Annotated in this window: 22 protein-coding genes; 6 read left to right on the forward strand and 16 right to left on the reverse strand. The window is 42.5% G+C overall.

The genetic code is table 11. The features are described 5' to 3' along the window. The first annotated feature begins 71 nt into the window (after nucleotides 1–71). On the forward strand, nucleotides 72–203 hold the full coding sequence (locus F6K51_RS01240; RefSeq protein ID WP_293017461.1) for a hypothetical protein: 132 nt from the start codon (nucleotides 72–74) through the stop codon (nucleotides 201–203). 375 nt (nucleotides 204–578) lie between these two features. Here the strand turns inward: F6K51_RS01240 and F6K51_RS01245 are convergent, their stop codons facing one another. The 4 genes from F6K51_RS01245 to F6K51_RS01260 form a co-directional block, all read right to left on the reverse strand. Next, nucleotides 579–2,651, reverse strand: coding sequence for a pentapeptide repeat-containing protein (locus F6K51_RS01245; RefSeq protein WP_293017462.1), 2,073 nt, complete (start codon nucleotides 2,649–2,651; stop codon nucleotides 579–581). 473 nt (nucleotides 2,652–3,124) lie between these two features. After that, the gene (locus F6K51_RS01250) at nucleotides 3,125–4,018 is read right to left on the reverse strand and encodes a pentapeptide repeat-containing protein (protein WP_293017463.1); all 894 of its coding nucleotides are present in this window, start codon (nucleotides 4,016–4,018) and stop codon (nucleotides 3,125–3,127) included. Nucleotides 4,019–4,362: 344 nt separating this feature from the next. Continuing rightward, complete coding sequence (locus F6K51_RS01255; protein WP_293017464.1) at nucleotides 4,363–4,521, reverse strand: hypothetical protein; 159 nt, start codon at nucleotides 4,519–4,521, stop codon at nucleotides 4,363–4,365. After that, nucleotides 4,499–5,446, reverse strand: coding sequence for a pentapeptide repeat-containing protein (locus tag F6K51_RS01260; RefSeq protein ID WP_293017465.1), 948 nt, complete (start codon nucleotides 5,444–5,446; stop codon nucleotides 4,499–4,501). The genes F6K51_RS01255 and F6K51_RS01260 overlap by 23 nt, the downstream gene beginning before the upstream one ends. A gap of 266 nt (nucleotides 5,447–5,712) precedes the next feature. On the opposite strand from F6K51_RS01260, the gene F6K51_RS01265 reads away from it, so the two are divergent. From F6K51_RS01265 to F6K51_RS01275, 3 genes are all read left to right on the forward strand, one after another. After that, nucleotides 5,713–6,036, forward strand: coding sequence for a hypothetical protein (locus F6K51_RS01265; protein ID WP_293017466.1), 324 nt, complete (start codon nucleotides 5,713–5,715; stop codon nucleotides 6,034–6,036). A 136-nt stretch (nucleotides 6,037–6,172) separates the two neighbouring features. Next, the gene (locus tag F6K51_RS01270) at nucleotides 6,173–6,361 is read left to right on the forward strand and encodes a hypothetical protein (protein ID WP_293017467.1); all 189 of its coding nucleotides are present in this window, start codon (nucleotides 6,173–6,175) and stop codon (nucleotides 6,359–6,361) included. 288 nt (nucleotides 6,362–6,649) lie between these two features. After that, a complete protein-coding gene (locus tag F6K51_RS01275) occupies nucleotides 6,650–7,909 on the forward strand; it encodes a transposase (protein ID WP_293017468.1) in 1,260 nt (419 codons plus the stop codon). Nucleotides 7,910–8,263: 354 nt separating this feature from the next. Here the strand turns inward: F6K51_RS01275 and F6K51_RS01280 are convergent, their stop codons facing one another. From F6K51_RS01280 to F6K51_RS01290, 3 genes are all read right to left on the reverse strand, one after another. Then, nucleotides 8,264–8,908 (reverse strand): c-type cytochrome, encoded by a 645-nt coding sequence (locus tag F6K51_RS01280; protein WP_293017469.1) that lies wholly within the window; start codon nucleotides 8,906–8,908, stop codon nucleotides 8,264–8,266. Nucleotides 8,909–9,209: 301 nt separating this feature from the next. Further along, on the reverse strand, nucleotides 9,210–9,863 hold the full coding sequence (gene petE / locus F6K51_RS01285) for a plastocyanin (protein ID WP_293017470.1): 654 nt from the start codon (nucleotides 9,861–9,863) through the stop codon (nucleotides 9,210–9,212). A 108-nt stretch (nucleotides 9,864–9,971) separates the two neighbouring features. Next, nucleotides 9,972–10,121 (reverse strand): hypothetical protein, encoded by a 150-nt coding sequence (locus tag F6K51_RS01290; protein WP_293017471.1) that lies wholly within the window; start codon nucleotides 10,119–10,121, stop codon nucleotides 9,972–9,974. Nucleotides 10,122–10,157: 36 nt separating this feature from the next. On the opposite strand from F6K51_RS01290, the gene F6K51_RS38270 reads away from it, so the two are divergent. Continuing rightward, nucleotides 10,158–10,433 carry a hypothetical protein gene (locus F6K51_RS38270; RefSeq protein WP_365939889.1) on the forward strand — a complete coding sequence of 92 codons (276 nt, stop codon included), beginning with the start codon at nucleotides 10,158–10,160 and terminating at the stop codon, nucleotides 10,431–10,433. 652 nt (nucleotides 10,434–11,085) lie between these two features. Here the strand turns inward: F6K51_RS38270 and F6K51_RS01300 are convergent. The 4 genes from F6K51_RS01300 to F6K51_RS01315 all read right to left on the reverse strand — a co-directional run bounded on the left by F6K51_RS01300 (nucleotide 11,086) and on the right by F6K51_RS01315 (nucleotide 14,830). Continuing rightward, a complete protein-coding gene (locus tag F6K51_RS01300) occupies nucleotides 11,086–12,399 on the reverse strand; it encodes an aminopeptidase P N-terminal domain-containing protein (protein ID WP_293017472.1) in 1,314 nt (437 codons plus the stop codon). Nucleotides 12,400–12,709: 310 nt separating this feature from the next. Next, entirely contained in the window at nucleotides 12,710–13,495 is a 786-nt protein-coding gene (locus tag F6K51_RS01305) for an MBL fold metallo-hydrolase (RefSeq protein ID WP_293017473.1), read from the reverse strand. A gap of 24 nt (nucleotides 13,496–13,519) precedes the next feature. After that, nucleotides 13,520–14,137: an aminodeoxychorismate/anthranilate synthase component II gene (locus F6K51_RS01310; RefSeq protein WP_293017474.1), complete on the reverse strand. Its 618-nt coding sequence runs from the start codon at nucleotides 14,135–14,137 to the stop codon at nucleotides 13,520–13,522. Nucleotides 14,138–14,185: 48 nt separating this feature from the next. Continuing rightward, nucleotides 14,186–14,830, reverse strand: a complete 645-nt coding sequence (locus tag F6K51_RS01315) for a hypothetical protein (RefSeq protein WP_293017475.1) — start codon at nucleotides 14,828–14,830, stop codon at nucleotides 14,186–14,188. 941 nt (nucleotides 14,831–15,771) lie between these two features. Between F6K51_RS01315 and F6K51_RS01320 the strand changes: the two genes are divergently transcribed. Then, entirely contained in the window at nucleotides 15,772–16,236 is a 465-nt protein-coding gene (locus F6K51_RS01320) for a hypothetical protein (RefSeq protein WP_293017476.1), read from the forward strand. 116 nt (nucleotides 16,237–16,352) lie between these two features. On the opposite strand, the gene F6K51_RS01325 is transcribed toward F6K51_RS01320, so the two are convergent. From F6K51_RS01325 to F6K51_RS01345, 5 genes are all read right to left on the reverse strand, one after another. Next, on the reverse strand, nucleotides 16,353–17,273 hold the full coding sequence (locus F6K51_RS01325; protein WP_293017477.1) for an N-acetylmuramoyl-L-alanine amidase: 921 nt from the start codon (nucleotides 17,271–17,273) through the stop codon (nucleotides 16,353–16,355). A 221-nt stretch (nucleotides 17,274–17,494) separates the two neighbouring features. After that, complete coding sequence (locus F6K51_RS01330; RefSeq protein ID WP_293017478.1) at nucleotides 17,495–17,650, reverse strand: hypothetical protein; 156 nt, start codon at nucleotides 17,648–17,650, stop codon at nucleotides 17,495–17,497. A gap of 202 nt (nucleotides 17,651–17,852) precedes the next feature. Further along, nucleotides 17,853–19,337, reverse strand: coding sequence for an aldehyde dehydrogenase family protein (locus F6K51_RS01335; protein WP_293017479.1), 1,485 nt, complete (start codon nucleotides 19,335–19,337; stop codon nucleotides 17,853–17,855). A gap of 335 nt (nucleotides 19,338–19,672) precedes the next feature. Continuing rightward, a complete protein-coding gene (locus tag F6K51_RS01340; protein WP_293017480.1) occupies nucleotides 19,673–20,452 on the reverse strand; it encodes a class II aldolase/adducin family protein in 780 nt (259 codons plus the stop codon). A 526-nt stretch (nucleotides 20,453–20,978) separates the two neighbouring features. Next, nucleotides 20,979–21,437, reverse strand: a complete 459-nt coding sequence (locus F6K51_RS01345; protein WP_293017482.1) for a BON domain-containing protein — start codon at nucleotides 21,435–21,437, stop codon at nucleotides 20,979–20,981. Nucleotides 21,438–21,575: the final 138 nt, after the last annotated feature.

A 21,575-nucleotide genomic window follows, 5' to 3' on the forward strand; every position in this document is an offset into this window, starting at 1 on the left:
TCTTGCCAGTTTCAATAGATCATGGAATGGGCATCTTGGTAGAACTGGCATCTTGCCAGTTTCAATAGATCATGGAATGGGCATCAGGCGTGGAACTGGCATCTTGCCAGTTTCATGCTTATTTTCAGGCGGGCAGGATGCCCACTCTACTGATATTTAATAGATTTGCGGGCGGGCAGGATGCCCACTCTACTGATATTTAATAGATTTGCGGGCGGGCAGGATGCCCACTCTACTGATATTTAATAGATTTGCGGGCGGGCAGGATGCCCACTCTACTGATATTTAATAGATTTGCGGGCGGGCAGGATGCCCACTCTACTGATATTCATGCTTATTTGCGGGCGGGCAGGATGCCCACTCTACTGATATTTAATAGATTTGCGGGCGGGCAGGATGCCCACTCTACTGATATTCATTCAAAGACTGAGGCAACGCTATTTCGGAAATTACTACTAAACATTAATTTCATACATCTCATTAAAGCTGTTTGACCCGGTGGTGCGTTACGGGACGGGCTTTTTAAACACTGGCGACGGAGAAAATCATTGCGAGCCCGTCCCTAACACACCCTACGCCTAAACCTCCCTCCATCCCTCGATTGTTGCCATCAAAATATTCACCAGAGGATGATCTATAGCTTCCTTGAAGGCTTCCAATCCTCCTGCTTTCAGGGCATTGATCACCTTATTTTTTAAGGTTGGGTTAGTCTCAATTTGGTCAATAACTTCACCTACAACTGTCATCTTTTCTTTGTTGGTTGTAGTGGGATTAGTCTGGGATAGTTGGTTGAGGAGTTGCTGGATTTCTGCTGCTGCTTCGGCTAGGCTTTGTTTTTGTTCTGATGTAAAATTATTCGTGTTAACTTGTCTAGCATTGTCGTTGAAAACATTAAAGTTATTAGGATTATTAGCTCTGCTTTGATCTATATCTAGATTATCTATATTAAAATTACGTGAATTATCTGACATATCACTCTCGGCTTTAGCTGTATTTGTAAAATTAACTATAGGATTCGATGAATGATTGCTGTTAGAGGCTATAGCAATTTCCTTTAGATCCTGAATATGGTGAGTTATAGCCTCTTCTCTACCCTCTAGAAAAGCAATTTTTTTCTCTGCTTTTAACCTAACTTCATAAACTTGTAAAAATTGTTTTTCAACGTTACCTTTATCTGTGGCTTCTGGCACTTCCAAGGTAAGCAAAACATCATTACCTTTATTCTCAATGGCTTGAATCGAATCATGAGTAATTTCAGGATATTCCGCCATTATTTTTTGGAAGGCTTGACGAAATGCTTCTCGATTAACACCATTCCGCAGCAGAATCTGCACGGTATTCATAATCTTTTTATAGAGCTTTTCAAAATCCCCTGGTTGGAAAACCCGATCAGGATCATGGGGACGACGCTCTCGACTTCCTTGAGGATTGGGCTTCTCTAGTAAAAAGACATACTGACAATCAATATTAGTTAAGGTAGTTGTTGAGTCAATATTCCACGCTTCTAAACAAGCTCCGGTTAAATAAGCATGAGTAAAATCAGTACCAACTGCTTGAGCTTCAGTTAAATTAGCCCATTCTAAATTAGCCTCCTCTAAGGTAGCTTCGCTAATATCAGCCAGTTTTAGATTAGCCCTTTTTAACTTAGCTCCTTTTAAATTTGCGCCTCTAAGATTGGCATTACTATAATTAGTATTATAACCATTACCAGTTATCAATAATTCTCTGACAGCAGTATCAGCTAAGATAGTTTTACCTGGTCTAGCTCGGTCAAGTTTTATGGTATTTCGCCAACAGGTACAGGTGAGATTAGCCTCTCTTAAATTTGTACTTTTGAGGGTAGCTCCCGTAAAATCAGCATCAGTTAGGTTAGCGTTGTAAAAACTGGTACCTCCTGTAGCAGCAAATGCAATCGCAATATTGCGAATCCAGGCATCTCGGGGGTCTCCTTTTAGAGCACGCCAACCCAGGTAAGCACCAAGTAATACTAAGACTAAGCCCACAGCTATGGCTACGGCTATGTCTACGGGTCCGCTTAATCTGAAGGCACCCACGACGGCGGTGGCGATGATGGTGGCGCTGGTAATGATGGTGGCGATGGCGGTGGCGATGGCGGTGGCGATGATGGTGGCGATGGCGATGATGGTGGCGCTGGCGATAACGCTGGCGACGGGTATGGCGCTGGCGACGGGTATGGGGATGGAAAAGACGATTGCAATGACGATTGCGCTGGCGCTGGCGATGACGCTGGCGATGGCGCCTCCTGCTCCGAGCCCTTGACGCAGGATAACACTATATACTACAATTAGTATAACCAAACCTATCCAACCGAAGACTTGGGATTCTAAGTCGTTGTCAAAGATTAACGCTACTACCGCCCCACCAAGTAAGGATACAATTCCTGATAGTCCTGACACTATCCATGAAACTAACAGAAGAACAATTGTCCACCGTTTCTGTAATCCAGCCTTCGCCTTACAGAACTTAGTTCCGGTTAGAGTAGCATTCTTAAAGTTCGCGCCCCTAATATCAGCTTCACTAAAATCTGCCCCTGAAAGGTCTTTTCCTTGGAATGACTGACCTCTGAGATTTTCCTTACGGAAATCCCTTTCTCCATTCTTATATCTGCTTATAACTTCTTCAGCTTTCATTAGTGATAGTTATATAGTGGTTTATCAGCTATCAGCTTATGTGCTACGCACACGCTACGCGAACAGTTTTTGAATAAAACAGGTAAGCATTGCTTTAATCTCTGTTACGTCAGCTGACTGCTGAATGCTTACCTTAAGTATTGATTCTTAGAGTATTTTTGCTGATTAATTTAGATGCATTTTCCCTGCCTTCGCGATCATAATCGCCAAGGAAAATCAAAGGAGGGAAGTTTCAATTAGAAACTGATTCAATTTAATCAATTATGATCCTATCACAAACCAGAGCTCTGAGTATATAACAATTTCTCAGATAAAACACTTAAAATCCTGAGCGAAAAGACTTAGAACAATCAAAAAATATAGCGCTATACCCATGAAACAGGGAAAGAAAGGGGAATGTGGGAAGTGCTCCCGACTCCCGACTGAATATTTACCCTTGTTATCAGCTAACAGCTGACGGTTGATAGCTCACCTTAGCTCTGTCTAGCCAAGTCAAGTTTACTAGTATTATCCAAACTAGTACCAGTAAGATTAGCCTTTCTTAAATCTGTACTTTTGAGGGTAGCTCCGGTAAAGTCAGCATTGGTTAGGTCAGCGTTGTAAAAACTAGTACCCCCTGTAGCCGCAAATGCGATCGCAGTAGTGCGAATCCAGGCATCTCGGGGGTCCCCTTTTAGAGCACGCCAGCCCTGGTAAGCACCAAGTAATACTAAGACTAAGGCTACAGCTATGGCTACGGCTATGTCTACAGATCCGCTTAATCGGAAGGCGATGGCGCTGGCGCTGGCGCTGGTGATGAAGAGGCTAACGACCCTGGCGCTGGCCCTGGCGCTGGTCTTGGCGCTGGCGCTGGTGATGGCAACGGCATAGATGCTGGCGATGGCAATCGGGCAGGCGAAGCCGCTGACGCTGCCGCTGTCGATGGCAACGGTGCTGACGGCACCGAAAGCACAGACGAAACCGAGGACGGCTCCTGCTCCCATACCTTTACGCAGGATAACAATATATACTATAATTACACAAACCAAAGCTATCCAGCTGGAGACTTGGTTATCTAAGTTGTCAAAGATAAACGCTACTACCCCCCCACCAAGGAAGGAGAGAATTCCTGATAGTCCTGACACTATCCAGGAAACTAACAGAAGAACAGTTACCCACCGTTTTTGTAATCCCGCCTTGGCCTTACAGAAGTTAGTTCCGGTTAGAATAGCATTCTTAAAGTTGGCTCCCCTAATATCAGCTTCACTAAAATCTGTTCCTGAAAGGTCTTGCCCCTGGAAAGACTGACCTCTGAGATTTACCCTGCGGAAATCCCTTTCTCCATTCTTATATCTGGTTAGAACTTCATTAGCTTTCATAGCTTCCATTAGTGGTAGTAACATAGTAAGCTATCAGTTATCAGCATTCAGCGGTCAGCATTCAGCATTCAGCATTCAGCATTCAGCATTCAGCTTTTGAATAAAACAAGCTGATAACTAAGAGCTGACGGCTGTTCGCGTAGCGTGAGCTAAAAGCTCACGGCTGACGGCTTACCTGAAGTATTAATAATTAGATTATTTGTGCTGATTAATTAATTTAGATGTATTTCCCCTGACTTAGGGATTAGACTCCCTAGGGAAAACCGAAGGAACAGAGTCTTGATGATAAACTGGGTTCAGTATATTCACTGAACAATATATCATATTTTCTGATTGAAGCAAATTAAGAAACTTTAAAAGTATAGCGCTATATTAATGGAAAGGGAACAGCGGATCTGGGAACAGGGAATAGGGAAAGAACCCTCAGCCGTTGGCCGTAGCAAATAAGCTGACCACTGACCGCTGACGGCTGACCACTGATAGCTCACCTTAGCTCTGTCTAGCCAAGTCAAGTTTACTAGTATTTTCCAAACTAGTACCAGTAAGATTAGCCTGTCTTAAATCTGTATTTTTGAGGGTAGCTCCGGTAAAGTCAGCATCGGTTAGGTCAGCGTTGTAAAAGCTAGTACCCCCTGTAGCCGCAAATGCGATCGCATTCGTCCGAATCCAGGCATGTTTAGGGTCTTCCGTTAGAGCACCCCAGCCCAGGTAAGAACCAAGTAAAGCCAAGAGGAAGGCTAAAGTTCCAGCTAAGGAAGAGGCGAGCTGGAAGCCCAAGGTTCCGGTTCTGGCAAAGGGCAAGGCTAACTGCTGTATGGCATAGACTCCAGCTACAGCTCCACCTACTGCTACCAACAAGCCTAAGACTCCAATTAAGACACCATCAAACACTTCCACTGCCGCTCCAGTGGTAGCTACCGCTAGGGCTATGACCAAGGGTAAGCCTAAGGCAAAGGCTAGGGCGAAGGGGAAGGCTAAGCCAAAGGCTCCAGCGACAGCGACAGCTACGGCAAAGGCAAAGACCAAGCCTACCACTAAAGCTTGGACTGTTTGAATACCTTGACCAAGGATAACAAAAAATAAAACAATTATTGCTACCAAGGCTATCCAGGCAAAGATTAGGTTTGAACCCTGGACATAGTTAACAATAAATGCTGCATAACTCCCACCATAAAATGAAGCAATTGCTGATAGTATTAACGCTATCGATGAAACCAATAGAATAACAATTGACCAGGATCTTTGTAATCCAGCCTTTGCCTTACAGAACTTAGTTCCCCTGAGCATCGCATTCTTAAAGTTAGCTCCTCTAAGATCAGCGTCACTAAAATCTGCCCCAGACAGGTTTCTCCCTTGGAATGACTGACCCCTGAGATTTACCTTTCGGAAATCCCTTTCTCCTTGGGCATATCTCGCTAGAATTGTTTGAGCTTTCATTAGCATTTTTAGGAGTTATTAATTGGGTGAGCTATAAATTAGGGAGTAGGGAGTAGGGAGTAGGGAGTAGGGAGTAGGGAATAGGGAGTAGGGAGTAGGGAGTAGGGAGTAGGGAGTAGGGAGTAGGGAGTAGGGAGTAGGGAGTAGGGAAAAAATACTCTATACTTTAATTACTATGAGAAGCGCTATAGTCATTAGTTGCTTGACCAGGATAAACCAGTATTATTTTTAAATCCCTACTGGATATAAGATTAATCCTCTAACTATTGATACTTATAGCAATCGCTGTAGCAATTGTGATAATTTTAACTCCCTACTTCCTACTCCCTGTTGCCTTTGATATAGAGGATTTTTGCTTATTAATAAGATGGGTTTGCTCTGCCTTTGCGATTAGAATCCCTAAGGAAAACCGCAGCAGGGGAGTTCCCATTAGAAACGGGTTCGCTATCGATGATTATGATTGTTTTACTAACGACTACCGAGAGGATATCACAAATCCTGACCAAAAAAACTTAATAAAATCTAAAATTATAGCCCTGCTCCCTATTCCCTACTCCCTACTCCCTAAAGGAATTTGTGACAAAATTTAAAAAAATATGCTATAATATAATATTTTTTGTGATATAATGAAAACGTGGAGAATAAATTCCACGGAAGAGCCAGCCCGCAGATCTTGTCGGGCTCGGGCTGGCTCTTGATCCCCATGTAAAGGAGACAACTTACATTATGTCTTACAGTCAACTATACCGATGGGTAATGATTCGGCTATTGCCACCGATGCCACCACTAGTTTTCGCTCGGTTTGAGAACCTTTCCGATGCCAAAAGCTATTCCCAGGCTCTGAAGCAGTTGATGCCCGATGCGAAATTTTTGATTTTTCTTGATATAGGTATGCCGATAGAGCAAGAGGAATAATCTTAGGGGCTCAAGGGGTGATAATGATCATTATCACCCCTTGATGATTTGATGTTTAGGTGATGATTAATGGAAAAAAAATCTCGATCAATATCATTAGTAAAGACCGATAAAATGTTAAATCAATAATCATCTTATTAGAAAGATCTTCAGTTATAGCACAGCGCTATCGATATAGAGCAATTCACCTCCCGTTATACCCGCAGGGTTAGCGGGAGGTGAATTGCGGCCAAAAGCTTAGTTCTACTCAAGTAGCATTCCTGGATAGAATTGTGTTATAATTTAAGTATGCTGACACTAACCTACGAGTACAAGTTAATTCCCTCTCAACAACAAATTGCCGTAATCGAAGATATCTTGAAGGTTTGTAGAAAGGTTTGGAATTACGCCTTAAGAGAACGAAAAGACTGGTACAAAAGTAGGAAATGTGCAGTTAATTATTGTTCTTTACAGCAGGAATATATAATTCCAGCAGATGAACCGTATCCCAACTACAAATTACAAGCTGCAAAATTAACTAAAGCCAAAAAGACCAATCCTGAACTTAAAAGAACAAATGCTCAAGTTTTACAACAAGTCTTAAAGAATTTAGACCGAGCATTTAATAATATGAGAGAGCAGAGATATGGTTTTCCTAGATTTAAAAATAAATACCGGATGCGGTCGTTTGTATTCCCTCAGTTTAAAACTAATCCAATGAAAAACGAGTGGCTCAAGCTACCTCAGATTGGATTAGTTAAGATGAGATTGTCACGACCAATTCCAGATGGATTTAAAATCAAGCAAGTTAGGATAGTTAAACGGGCTAGTGGTTATTTTGCAATGCTGTCTTTACAAAGTGAAGTCAGTATTCCTGATATACCAGCGTGGGGTCATCCACTGGGGATTGATATTGGGCTAGACAAGTTTTTAGCAACTTCCGACAATGAGTTAATAGAGCGGCCTAGATTTTTAACCAAGCTGCACGGTAAGCTGAAATTGCTACAACGCAGATTAAAGTTAAAGAAAAAAGGGTCGGCAAATAGACATAAACTTAATTGTAAAATTGCAAGACTTCATCAAAAAATATCAGATACTCGAAAAGATTTTCACTTTAAGTTAGCACATCATCTTTGTGACCAAGCTGGAATGATATTTGTTGTTGGCGAAGCCTGTCCGAAGGACATAGACTTAGATTTTAGAACTTGGGCAAAAGGGATGTTAGGTAAACATACCCTTGACGCAGGTTTTGGTCAGTTCTTCAATATTCTGGTCTGGGTTTGTTGGAAACGAGGAGTATATTTTGGCAAGGTTGATCACAGGTACACTAGTCAAATTTGTCCAAATTGTGCTACACATACAGGCAAAAAAGATTTATCTGAACGTATCCACTTTTGTCCCGAATGCCATTACGAGATCAACAGAGATGTTTCAGCTGCTCAAGTGATTTGTCAACGTGGTATCACTGCGGTCGGGCAGATCGTGGGAAAAATTGACTGTGTAGGCGGGCTGTCGGGGGTTGGTAACAACCTAGATAAGTGCTTAAGAAGCAGTAAACCCAGATCGTGAGGTTTGGGAATCCCCCGTTATAATCTCTGATTTAACGGGGGAGGATGTCAAAAAAAATAATTAGTGGTCAGTAGCTAGTTGGTAATGAAAATAACACCAACAACTAACTACTAACCACTAATACTGATCTAGGAATGATAAATAGGTTGTGAGTAAGAATTCAGCCGTCAGCCGTCAGCCGTCAGCCGTCAGCCGTTATTAGTCAGCCTTTAGCTGATAGCTGATCACTGATAGCTGATAGCTGATAGCTGATAACTGATCACTGATAGCTGACGGCTGATAGCTGATAGCTGATAGCTGAATGCTTACGATTGATTTTCACAAATCGTTTATAAACCCAATTGAATCAAGCTATTACCAACCATTGTCAGCTTGATACAGCACATAATCAGCAAGCGCTGCAATCTGCTCCTCTTTTAGCTTACCTTTGAAGGCTGGCATGGGGGGTTTACCATTGGTGATCTGGTAAACGATCTTTTCCTTAGAATACATGCCATACTTCTCAAGGGCATCCTTTTTCAGAGTTTTTTGGGTATTGATTAAATTCTTTCCACCTGCATGACAAGCGGCACAGTTGGCTGAGAAGACTTGTGCTGATTTCTTTAGGGCTGCGTCATCTACGGCTACAGCTACTTCGACAGGTTCAGCAGGAGTAGTTTCTTCCTCTGCTACTGCTTCTGGCTCAGCAGCAGGCTCAGGTGCTACAGCTACTTCTTCTGGTTCAGCGGGAGTAGTTTCTTCCTCTGCTACTACTTCTGGCTCAGCAGGAGTAGTTTCTTCCTCTGCTACTGCTTCTGGTTCAGCAGGAGTAGTTTCTTCCTCTGCTACTTCGGTGGGTTCCGCTGGGGATTCCACTGTTTCAACTGCAGCAGTTGGGGCAGGTGTGGTTTCTGGAGGAACAGTAGCTGTAGTTGCGCTACCGCAACCATAGGTAAAGGTCAACACACAGACCGTTACCACTAAGAGTGATAGTAGCTTTTTCAATGCAATTTGTCTCATGAGATTAAAAAAAACAAGTTCGCTAGTCCATACAGGATTGTCAGATCATGTATTTCTTTCCGTCAAAAGACAAGCTGTCAAATTTATTGGTTTCTTCCTGACTTGAAACGCAGTAAGGGCGCACACCGTGCGCCCTTACGTCATACCCTAGGGTTATAGTTGCTGGGTAAGTGCTGATTGCAATTCACTGAACTACCACGATTTGCGATCGCTTAAGTCTTAGAATAGTTAATCTTGTGAAACCTCTGTGGTTTTCACATTCCAAATAAAGTCTTGATCAACAGCCCTAGTCCTAGTGCTACTATGATGCAGCTTCAACATTGATTTTGCCTACCATGCCAGCACCACGGTGAGGGGCACAGTAGTAGGAGTATTTACCAGGCTCATCAAATGTAGATGTATAGGAAGAACCCGCAGACATCAACATGTTTTTATGACTCAGTGATTCGTTGCCCTCAACAATAACATTATGAGGACCAATTTTGTTCATCACCCACTTGACGGTGTCCCCCGGTTTGATGGTAAGAACACTTGGGTCAAATTTTAGTTGGCCATTGTCTGTACCCATTTTTACAGTGTAAGTTTCTGGAGCAGCTGCGGCAGCAGGCTCAGGTGCTACAGCCACCTCAGTGGCTTCGGCTGGGGCGGGTTCTTCTTCAGCCACCTCGGTGGGTTCGGCTGGAGTGGGTTCTTCTTCAGCGACCTCGGTGGGTTCGGCTGGGGCGGGTTCTTCTTCAGCGACCTCGGTGGGTTCGGCTGGGGCGGGTTCTTCTTCAGCCACCTCAGGGACTTCCGCTGGGGCTTCCGCCTCTGGGGCAACTTCAGCAGCTGGGGCAGGTGTGGTTTCTGGAGGAACAGTAGCTGTAGTTGGGCCGCCGCAACCATAGGTAAAGGTTAAGATACAGACCGTTACCACTAGGAGTGATAGTAGCTTTTTCAATGCTATGTTTTTCATAAAAAAATTGAACCATGACTGTCAACGGTTCAATTATATGACAAGCTGTCATCTTAAAAGCTGTCAAACTTTTGATCAAACTGATTATGATCAGATGGCTTATAAATCCTACAGGTCAAGGCAAGGGCTGCTGGCACAGACATAGCGCGAGGCAGCAATTAAGTAATCTGCTACTATGCCCAGGTAGTATCCCCAGGTAGTATGCCCAGGGACATCCCAAGCTGCCATCACACCAGCAGTAATAGGGGCTCGCTCCACCGATGATCACAGCATCTTAGGTGCGGGAGATTATAGGTGGACATCATTAAGACACCTTATTTACCGGCACAAGGATTCTTTTTACTTGCACAAGGATTCTTTTTACTTGCACAAGGATTTTTTTTACCAGCACAAGGATTGCCTTGCTCTGTAGTACTCTCACCAGGAGCAGTATTGGTTGTGGGAGTTTCTCCGATTCACAACCATGGTACATGGGGAGTAGTAGCGGTGATCAGTGGCCAGGAAAAAAACACCTTTTGGCGGCGTACTGATGACCCAGATTTTTGCGATCGCATCGAACAAGTTGGGTAAAAAATCCTATTCCCTGGAGATATTATTAGTTTTACCTCTGATGGGATCCATAGTGTGGAAGCAATGGGAGATGAACCAACAATTACCTTTAATATTTATGGGGAAACAAACTACGACCAGCGATTTGAGTTTGATCCACTAACCCATTCTGCAAAGACCTTTTGAATGTAGAATTAAGAATTAAGAATTTATAATTTAGGTAAGCATTCAGTTATCAGCTATCAGTTATCAGCTATCAGCTATCAGCTTATGGGATAGGGCACGCTACAATAACAGCTTTTGAATAAAACAGGTAAGCATTCGTTTAATAGTCACGAAAGTCACAGGTTAGAAGCCTGTGCCACAAAGCTGACGGCTGACCGCTGACCGCTGAATGCTTACGAATTTAGAATTTAGAATTTACAATTTATAATTTACAATTTAGAATTGGTAATTATCAATTTAAAGTTGAAGGTTTTCTGTCAGCATACATAATTTAAACTTTAGAACCTATAATTCTACCTTCTTAATTCTACATTCTACCTTCTTAATTCTTAATTCTTAATTCTTAATTCTTAATTCTACCTTCTTAATTCTACATTCTTAATTCTACATTCTTAATTTTACAACGCACCACCCACGGGCTGATATCTTGGTGTAGATGAACAATAGCTTAAGTCTCTAGCTCCTCTAAGGATTTCGGTACACCAGCAGTCAATACTTCATTCCCTGACTCAGTCACTAACACATCATCCTCAATCCGAATCCCAATCCCGCGCCAGCGCTGATCAATAGCTGGCTGACCTTCCACAGGCTCAATATCAGGACCAATATAAAGTCCTGGTTCCACTGTTACTACATTACCGGGCTGAAAAATCTGCCAGTTTTCCCCCTGTTTGTAGCCTCCACTGTCATGGACATCCAACCCGAGCCAGTGACCAGTGCGGTGCATATATATATGTTTATATTTCTCTTCTTTAATAATTTCCTCACTATCACCAGCCAGGAGTCCCAAATCGATTAACCCTTCCACCAGGATTTTCACAGCGGTGTCATGAAATTGATTAAAGGGATTCCCTGGTTTAACTTGTGCGATCGCATTCAACTGTGCCTTCAAGACCAACTCATACAGAATTTTCTGCTCTGGGGTAAACTTACCACCCACTGGAAATGTCCGAGTAATATCAGCGTTATAATACCCATAAGAACAACCAGCATCAATCAGTAGTAAATCCCCATCTTGCATCTGTCGATTGTTCTCGGTATAGTGTAGAACGCAGCTATTAGCCCCAGATGCTACTATGCTCGGATATGCCGGTCCGATGGCACCTCGTCGCCGAAAATCATGTTCTAGCTCTGCCTGCACTTCATATTCATAACGTCCAGGTTGAGTAAATGCTCTAGCATGGTTATGGGCATCCACAGAGATTTCCACAGCTTGACGCATCAACTTCAATTCCCTAGTACTCTTAACCCGGCGCATCCCATAGAGAATTAAGTTAGTGGATTCGAGAGCCATCGGTCCGGTTCCGTTCTTGGGATAAAGAGCCATCAACCTTTGCCAGTGTTTCAGGATGGTATCATTGAAAGCTTTATCCCGTCCCAAGTGGTAATAAATTCGATCGGCCTTTTTTAAATACTGAGGTAACTTCTCATCCAACTCAGTAATCGGATAGGTCTCATCAGCACCAAATAGTTCTTTTGCTGCTTCGACACCTGTCCGATAGCCTGTCCATACTTCTTTCTTTGGTTCTTTCGGTTGCACAAACAGGACAAATCGGTGTTCTTCGTGATGGGGCGCTAGTACAACTACGGCCTCTGGTTCATTGAAACCTGTCAAGTAAAAAAAATCGCTATCCTGTCGGAAATTGTATTCCACAGTATTATGCATAATGGCAACCGGGGCGCTCCGAAAGATAGCGGTCCCGTTGCCAATCTTACTCATCAACTGTTCACGACGCTCTTTATATTCGGTTTGTGGAATCATCCTTAGTTATTGGTTAGTTGTTCGCTATATTTCTTTTTAGCCTAAGCCCACCTAGATATAACCGGTTAATGGCAATTTTACCGTATAGGTTGTACCAACTCCGACTAACTGATACTTCTAACTGGTGCCTATAGAGAGCTATTTGAACGCACCCCAGCTAAATTAAAAATTATAGCTGGGGATTCTTATGCTAGGTTGGACTGAGATAGCTTCCATAAACTACTGAGCGTCACTGGAGTTCTCAGCGTGTGGGACTCCACCAGTCCAGAAAAGCGGTTGCAGTCTGGGTAAGGGGCTAGGCAAGCCCATTCTAAAAGTTGTAGTTGTAACTCATTAGTTGAATCACTGACCCATCCTGGGATAAATCCCTTGAGCTAATCCTAATGGTATCGTTTTTGGCACGGCGTATGGGTGTGTCCTTCATCAATGTTAAAAACTCCTCCAGTGGCAAAATATCACACTGTTCGGCATCAGCGGCCTTGGTTCGGAAATGAGTAGGAATCATGATCTTGGCCTTAAGGAAATCAAATGCCTGTTTAGCTTCTTGAGGGTTGTAAGCTTTCGGTCCCCCTCCTACTGGAATCAACGCTAAATCAGGACGCCCGATCAGAATTTTCTGCTCAATATCTAGAGGTGCTGCTGCTCCTCCCAGGTGTAGGATATTGATACCATTTTGAGTCCATTTCCAAGCCACATTATTACCAAACCGACGTCCACCGACTCGGTCGTGAGGAATACTAATTCCTTCGAATTTTAGCCCATTTACTTGAAAAATACCCGGTTCAAAGAGGAGCCGGGGACTCCCCGGTATTCCTTCCGCTGCTCCTTCATCTAGTAGTAGGCTACTGATTAGGACTAAATCTGCCTCTACTTTTGGTGATTTATATCTAGCCGTACACCCAATGGTTTGGAATGGGTTGACTAAAACTCGCACACCACCCCCAGTAAATAAAAAGCAGGTATGACCAAGCCACTGTACTGTCAGTACATTGCGTGATGGCTGTGCTTGGTAAGAAGTGAGTCCAGAAGCTAAGCCGGTTGAAAGAGTTGTGAGTACACCCGCACTCACATAGCGCATCAACTGTCGCCGTTTCATGGTTTCTTGGAAACAAGTTTATTTTCAGGGAGATATAGAGAGAGTAGCAGATGCTGGCAGGGATTCTAAGAAGTTTTTTAGAAGTTGCTTACCAGAACAGGTCAAAATACTCTCTGGATGAAATTGGACGCCTTCGAGGTGGGGATAGTTCCGATGTCTAACTCCCATAATTGTGCCATCATCTACCCAAGCCGTGATTTCCAAGACATCAGGACAGCTGCTGCGGTCAATAACTAAGCTATGGTATCGAGTCGCTGTGAAAGGATTGGGTAATTCCCGAAAAACCCCAACCCCAGTGTGATGAATCTCTGAGGTTTTGCCATGCATCAATACTGGTGCCGAAACAATTTTCCCACCAAATACCTGACCCAATGCTTGATGACCCAAGCAAACCCCTAGAATTGGTATATTTGACACCAAATTGCTGTAGATAGCACTTGATATGCCAGCATCTTCAGGACGTCCTGGTCCTGGAGAAATCACTACCCCATCTGGGTTGAGTTGGCGAATTTTCTGTAAATCAATTTTATCATTGCGATAGACCTGAATCTCTGATGCAACAGGTAATTGGGTACCCAATTCTCCTAGGTACTGTACTAAGTTGTAAGTAAAGCTGTCGTAGTTGTCAATGACAATAATCATGATCGGTTACTCCCGATTGACCATAGGTTGCAGGTTATAGATTATAGGTTACAACTTAATTGAACTCTGCCCTGGTTTTAAGCTTAGTATTCCAATCAGAATTGAGAATATCTCTTCTGTATCCCTAGGAATAGTCTGACTTTGAATAGTTTTGGCAATGTGCTTCCGTTTCCTATCAAGGGTTCCAAATTTCCAAATATCCCCCAGAGTAACAGCGCCATAGAGGACTTCAATAGATTCGCTCTCTTCATACTTATCTAAAGCAATTAATTCTGCTGCTAACTGGTTGAAACCACCATCAATATCTTTCTTTTTGGCTTCTATAATAATCAGATTTTGACTACTTTTTAATAAGTAGTCTAGCGCTCCCCCTAGCTGATCGTTAATGTCTAGGGGATACTCAACATTGACTTTAACTGGGAGCAGCTTGGCAATTTCCAGGATTAGTGGGGCAATCAGAAATTCCCGTTTGGCAATTTCCGAGGTAATGCTTATTTTGGGAATAATGGTGTAGTAGGTATGGTTGAGGTTTTCAATGATATCTAGGTCATAGTTAGTAGACTTAGGGAGGTCAATTACTTCAATGGCAAAGGAGTAACCAAACTCACCAACAATTTCCTCAGTGGGATTGGTCATCGCAAAATAGTCACTAAATGTATACTTTCGGTTTTCTTTGAATATCGATTTTTTCATAAGTTAATTTGTCAGCAATCAGCTATCAGCGTGTCGCGTATCAGTTATCAGCTTATGGGTTAGGTCTCAGCGTCGAAGCCTGTGCCACGGTAGAAGCCTGTGCCACGCTACTTGACTTTTGAATAAAACAGGTAAGCATTAGTTTAATCTTTGTTACGTCAGCTTCTCCCTGGCCGTAAGGATTAAGCGGAGTGCTGAGTGCTGAGTGCTGAGTGCTGAGTGCTGAATGCTTACCCGATCAGCTAAGAGCTCCAAATAGATCATAATCCCGAGAATAAGGAATTCTGGCTCTTAATGTTGTTTAGCGATCGCATTGCTTAAATTGTAGTCAAATCTTGATTTTTGTAAGTAATCAAGTATTTATACTTATTTCTTCTGGTTAAGAGCGATTGGCCTTAGGCCTCAGCTTCCGCTAAAAGCGATCGCACTCGACTACCCAACAACCAGCAAACCCGAGCTTGGCTTCACCCTCTTAATGTTGTTTAGCGATCGCATTGGTTAAATTGTAGTCAAATCTTGATTTTTGTAAGTAATCAAGTATTTATACTTATTTCTTCTGGTTAAGAGCGATCACTCTTTATACTTGGTAAGTGCTATGAAACTCAGCGACTAATCGCTGTTTTAAGATATACTTTATAATTTACTTTATATACAGTCTCTTAGGCTACGGCGCACATCTGTTCCAATATCATAACGAGATAGTTTGATGTCTAAGATATGATTAGACCCAATCAGGATACTGATTAACTATGGCATTTAGCGACTTTAAAACTATTGCTGATGTACAGAAACACTATCAAATTAAATACGAATAAGGAACATTTATAGTTTCTCAAGACACTGACCCACCAGAAATTTTTTTAAAAGACCTAGAGTTTTATAAAGAAACGATAGATGTATTCAGCTCGGAAGCTTCCCGGAGTGAAATTATCATTTCTCCCTTGTTGCGAGAACTCTATAAAAAATACTATAAAACCTATGCTTTCTGGATTAAAAAAAGCATTTTCTATGATCAAGTTTTGTCAGGGACTCCTGACTATATATTTTCGACAAAATCGGAATTAGGAAAAACGGTTTTAGAAAAACCACTGGTTATTATTGTTGAGGCGAATAAAAATGATTTTCAACAAGGTTGGGGGCAATGCCTTGCCGAGTTAGTAGCTTCCAAAAAAATCTTAGGTGCGCTTTCCGTTGGCGAATTAAATTCGCCACGGGTCGCACCTCAAGATGTTCAACGTCCTGTTTATGGCATAGTTAATGATGGTAATTTATGGCAATTTGGACGATTACAAAGGGACATTTTTACTCAAAATATCGATAATTTTACGATTGATAAATTGTCAGGATTATATGGAGCATTAGACTATCTTATCCTGTTAACGGAAAACTATACTAGTAATCAGTAATATTCGTTATTACCTTCAACTCTTATAATTCCTGTCCCCCATTAATCTCACGCTCCCTGATCGGGTGAGACATGAGGCAACTGCTGGTCGAATGATCAACGTGGCTCAAAGCCTTGCTAGTCAATCAATTTACTCCAAGTTTGTGGTCCGACGATACCATCAGCCGTTAAACCTTGTTGTTTCTGAAATCTGATCACAGCACTTGCGGTGCCTGAACCAAAGATACCATCTGCCTGAGTTCCCACCCGACGTTGGAGATATTTTACCGTGGTCCCTCCAGCATGATTAGGTCTAAGTATGGGTTGCTCAAGAATCTGATTAATAGTCTTCCATGTGGTCGAGTCACCAATTCCAGTTTGGTTAATTCCTACAATAGCTTGAAATGTTTTTATTGCTGCTATAGTCGCCTGACCAAGAGATCCATCTTCTACTAATGGCTGACCAGCAGGACTTTTAACTTTTAAGCGATTGAGAGCTTTTTGTAATTCTAGCACATTATCTTCGGAGGAAGATTGATTAGTTGGTGGTTCTTCTCCTGTTAATCCTTTAACAATTGCATTAGCCAATGCTTCTGGATCGTAGAGTTCCATATCTTTCTGGGAATCACAAAAGCAGCTTTCGATCAGAATTGCTGGCATATTGGTATATCGGAGGACATATAAATGAGAGCCATTTTTCACCTTTCTATTGAAGTAACCTAACTCCACTATCTTTTCTAAAACTGGCTGGGCAATTTTTTTGGCAGTATTACTAATCGCAAATACTTCTGTTCCATTAGCTTGGCCATTAAATGCATTAAAATGAATTGAAACAAACTGATCAACTCGATTAGCATTGGCTATATTGCACCGTTGCCGCAGCGAGCTGCCCAAAGTACTCGCACTCTTAGGCTTGCATTCAACTACCTGATGTCCCAAGTCTCTCAATTTTGAAATTACTCTCGTTCCCACGTCCCTAGTCATTTCATCTTCTACTCTGATACCTTGAGCTCCTGTATCAGCACGCAAGTTGTGACCAATATCAATTCCGTACTTCATGAAACCTTCTCAATCTCTATAATTAGCCCTTTTCTCTAATTCTGTTCTATGTTAGTGGATTTAAGCCAAGGGTGCTTAACAAAATTTAATAAACTGCTGCTAAATCGAAAACTCACACTGAACACTTGTTTTTTTCTAAATTGATCCGGATCAAGAAACCTTAAGGAATAACATCATAGGACTTTAAATGATTGTCCGAGTATAATATCAAGTCCGGTTAACTAGCCATAATCAAGAAAATTGATGGGGAGATAGGGAGATAGGGAGATAGGGAGATAGGGAGATAGGGAGATGGGGAGATGGGGAGATGGGGAGATGGGGAGATGGGGAGATGGGGAGATTTTTATTAAAGGGTAATTATCCGCAGATGCTATCATAAGCAATTGTTCTGAACTTTAATCTGAACTTTAACTTGAACCTTGAGCACAGCATAAAGTAATGGGCAATAGGAAATTGGCTGACAATTCCCCATTACCCATTACCTTGTCCCAAATTACCAACTAACTAGCTGTAGCCTTCTTTTGCTTTAGCCTTTCGGGTTGTTGATATTAAAACCCAGGCTTTGTGATTGCTACAATGCTACAATTGAACGGTCACTGTCTTGACCTCGGTGTATTGCTGCAAGCCATACTCCCCAAGTTCACGACCAATCCCAGACTGCTTGAAACCACCGAAGGGAGCAGCGGCATCAAACACATCATAGCAATTCACCCAGACAGTACCAGCACGGACATTGTTTGCGATCGCATGAGCTTTAGTAATATCCTTTGTCCACACGGCTGCTGCTAAGCCATACATGGTATTATTTGCCCGCTGAATCACTTCATCAATATCTTTGAACTTAATAATGCTCATCACTGGGCCAAAGATTTCTTCTTGAGCAATCTTCATCTGATCTTGGACATCAACAAACACTGTCGGTTCGATGAAGTAACCGCGATCGCCAACTCGGCCACCACCACACAACATCTGAGCTCCTTCCTGCTGACCAGACTCAATATAGCCCATCACCTTATTGAACTGTTCGAGATCCACTTGGGGACCCTGTTCTGTGTTGGCATCAAACGGGTCACCAACTGTACGATTTTGTGCCCGTTTCACACACTTGTCTACAAACTCGTCATAGCACTTCTCTTCCACAAACAGCCGCGAACCAGCACAACAGCACTGTCCTTGGTTAAAGAACAGGGCAAAGTGAGCGCCCTCAATGGTTTTATCCATGTCAGCGTCAGCAAAGACAATGTTAGGACTCTTACCACCAAGTTCTAGAGTGACGCGCTTGAGGTTACTCTTAGCAGCAGCTTCCATAATTAGATGCCCTACCTCAGTCGAGCCGGTAAAGGCAACTTTATCGATATCCATATGATGTGAAATCGCAGCCCCAGCGGTTGGTCCATAGCCTGAAAGAAGATTCACCACACCAGGAGGGAAACCTGCTTCGATAATCAGTTCACCGATCCGCAACGCTGATAAAGGAGTCTGTTCCGCCGTTTTCATCACCACGGTGTTACCAGCTGCCAATGCTGGGCCTAACTTCCAAGCTTGCATCAACAGTGGAAAGTTCCAAGGAATAATCTGACCAACCACTCCCACAGGTTCATGGCGCGTGTAGCAGAAGTAGGGTCCGCTGATGGGAATTGTTTTGCCTTGAATCTTATCTGCCCAACCAGCATAGTACCGATAGCAGGCAATGACTAGAGACAAATCTGCATTAAACGAATCACGATAGGGCTTCCCATTGTCTAGGGTTTCCAGCCGTGCTATTTCTTCCTTGTTTGCTTCGATTAAATCAGCTAGCTTGTAGAGTAACTCCCCCCGCTGGGTGGCCGACATTTTGGGCCAGTCTCCACTGGTAAAGGCTGTCCTAGCCGCCACTACTGCTTTATCAACGTCTGGGGCATCAGCCTCAGCCACATCACAGATCACCTCTCCTGTAGCAGGGTTAATCGTCTCGAATCGTTTCCCAGAGACGCTCTCTACCCATTCGTTGTTAATCAGCAGCTGAGTTGGGCCGATTTTGACCGTTGGCTGTGGTCTTGTCTTTGGTGTAGGGGCGGTGACCATAATCGTCTTCTGTCGTTAAGTTTATTTTTTATGACATTCTCAATTCTAATGGTGGATTGTCAACTTAAAATTTAACTAAAAATATATATTTTATTAATATTTTATTTACGATTGTTAACTAACTTTCAAGTTTTGCTTAATTTTGTTAACACTATAGCCAGAGTATCCCTAAGTATCCCTATGGTAATATCTATAGGGGCTATGATATTAATGAGGTTGTACACACCTATTTTTTACCTGTTCCCTGTTCCCTATTCCCTATTCCCTAAAATCCAAAACTTGTGTACCTAAGCTATTTGATTATTTGATAAATGCTATAAAATATTACTATCCAATCACCCATTACCAATATTGGGTTGAACTCCATAGGTTTTAAACTTTTCTATAACTATCTGCATTTCTTCCTCACTCAATAATTGAGGTTCTCCATAAATTTTGTTAACGCTGATGATTTTGATATAGATTTGAGCCAAGGTTTCTAGCTCTTGTGCGACTTTCAGAGCGTGCCTTAGATCTTTTCCACAGGCAATCATACCATGATTTTTTAACAAACAGGCAAATGAATTGCCCAGTGCTTTTAGGGCGTTGTTGCTAAGTTCTTGAGTGCCAAAGGTAGCATAATCAGCTACCTTTATACTGCTCCCACCTATCCTAGCAACCATATAATGAAAGCTGGGTATGGGTATACCCATACAAGCCAGTGCTGTAGCATGGATACTATGAGTATGAACAATAGCATTGACATCGGAACGATTCAACAGTATGTCATAGTGAAATCGCCATTCACTGCTGGGTAAATAACGATTATTATCAGCAAAAACAGGTTGTTTGTCTTTGCCGAAGTAAATTTTGCAGATTTTATCAGGAGTTAGGTCTTCGTAGTCTAGTCCACTGGGGGTTATTGCTATTGCCTCACCGATACTGTCTCTAACCCTGACACTCACATTACCACTGGTACCTTGATTGATACCAAGACTGTTCATGCGAAGACAGGTATCAATGATCTGCTGGGCGGTTATGGTTTCAACAGGGATTGACTTGATGATCATACTAAGTTGCACCTGATCCGGGAATTTGGGGACTTTGTCAACAATCCTATCCCCCTTGAGCACCACAAGGATATAGCAATCCTAATTTCTAGGTGAACAATACTTCCCTAGTTCGTTAATTTGAGTTGCGAACTGTCACTGTTGAGGAATCATACAAGATTGCTATAGACACCGATGCACCGATAATCCAACCCTATCTTAATCTGTTTATCAGTATTCTTACCCTTGCTGCAATCAGAATCAATTGCTATGTATAGCCATGGTAATTAATTTATTGACAATAATGGATACTATTCTTCAGGTGCGACCCGTGGCGAATTTAATTCGCCAAGTAAGAGCGCACCTAACCATCTTCCCCCTCCTGCCCCTCTTTCTCCTTTTAACCATCTTCCCCATTTTCCGGCTCTTCCGGTGAACCGCAACTCAAATCGGATTGCTACACCATGAATTAAAGCCGAGAGACACTCAACAACAAAAGTCGCCTACCACTATGGCAAAAGCAATAGGCGACTAACTCCTCTCTATGGATTAGATAATTACATCAATTAGGTAACATTGGCAACAAAGGATTGGTACTTGACCAGATAAGCGATCAGCTGTTTGGCTCTTTGACAGTAGCTTGAACATCCACGCTCTGAACACCTTCAACCTGGATTGCCAAAGGTGCAATCTGACTCAATTGATCATCAGACGATACTTTTCCTGAGATAGTTACCATTCCCTCTGCCGCTTCAACTTCCAACTGGGTATTGGGGAGCTTGGTTTCTAAATTATTAAGTACTAAACTGGCTAGTTGGTCATCTTCATCAAGGTTTTCTAAATTACCCAAGGCTTGATTTGGCTCTTGAGTAGTTCCAAAATTTACCTCGATTTCCTTTCGGGTTTCTTGAACCATGGCATCCCCTTGGTTTCCTTCAGACCGTAAGGAGACTAGTTCTTCATCGTTTTGATCTATAGAGTAGGAGGGTTCATCACTTGTTTTAGCTTCATCGCAAGCAGCAGCACCAAACAGAATCACTCCACCTAGTAAAATTGGCATCAACTTATTCATCTTTAATTTCTCCTTGTTCTCTCCTTGTATTTACTCCAATCGAGTCCGGTTAATCACTTCGTATTCAGGTAAACCGCGACGTGTTAAGTGTTAAGTATTCAGTGAACATTGACACTATTAAATTTCCGAAAAAACCTG

This window comes from Moorena sp. SIO3I8 (assembly GCF_010692325.1).
Lineage (GTDB): Bacteria > Cyanobacteriota > Cyanobacteriia > Cyanobacteriales > Coleofasciculaceae > Moorena.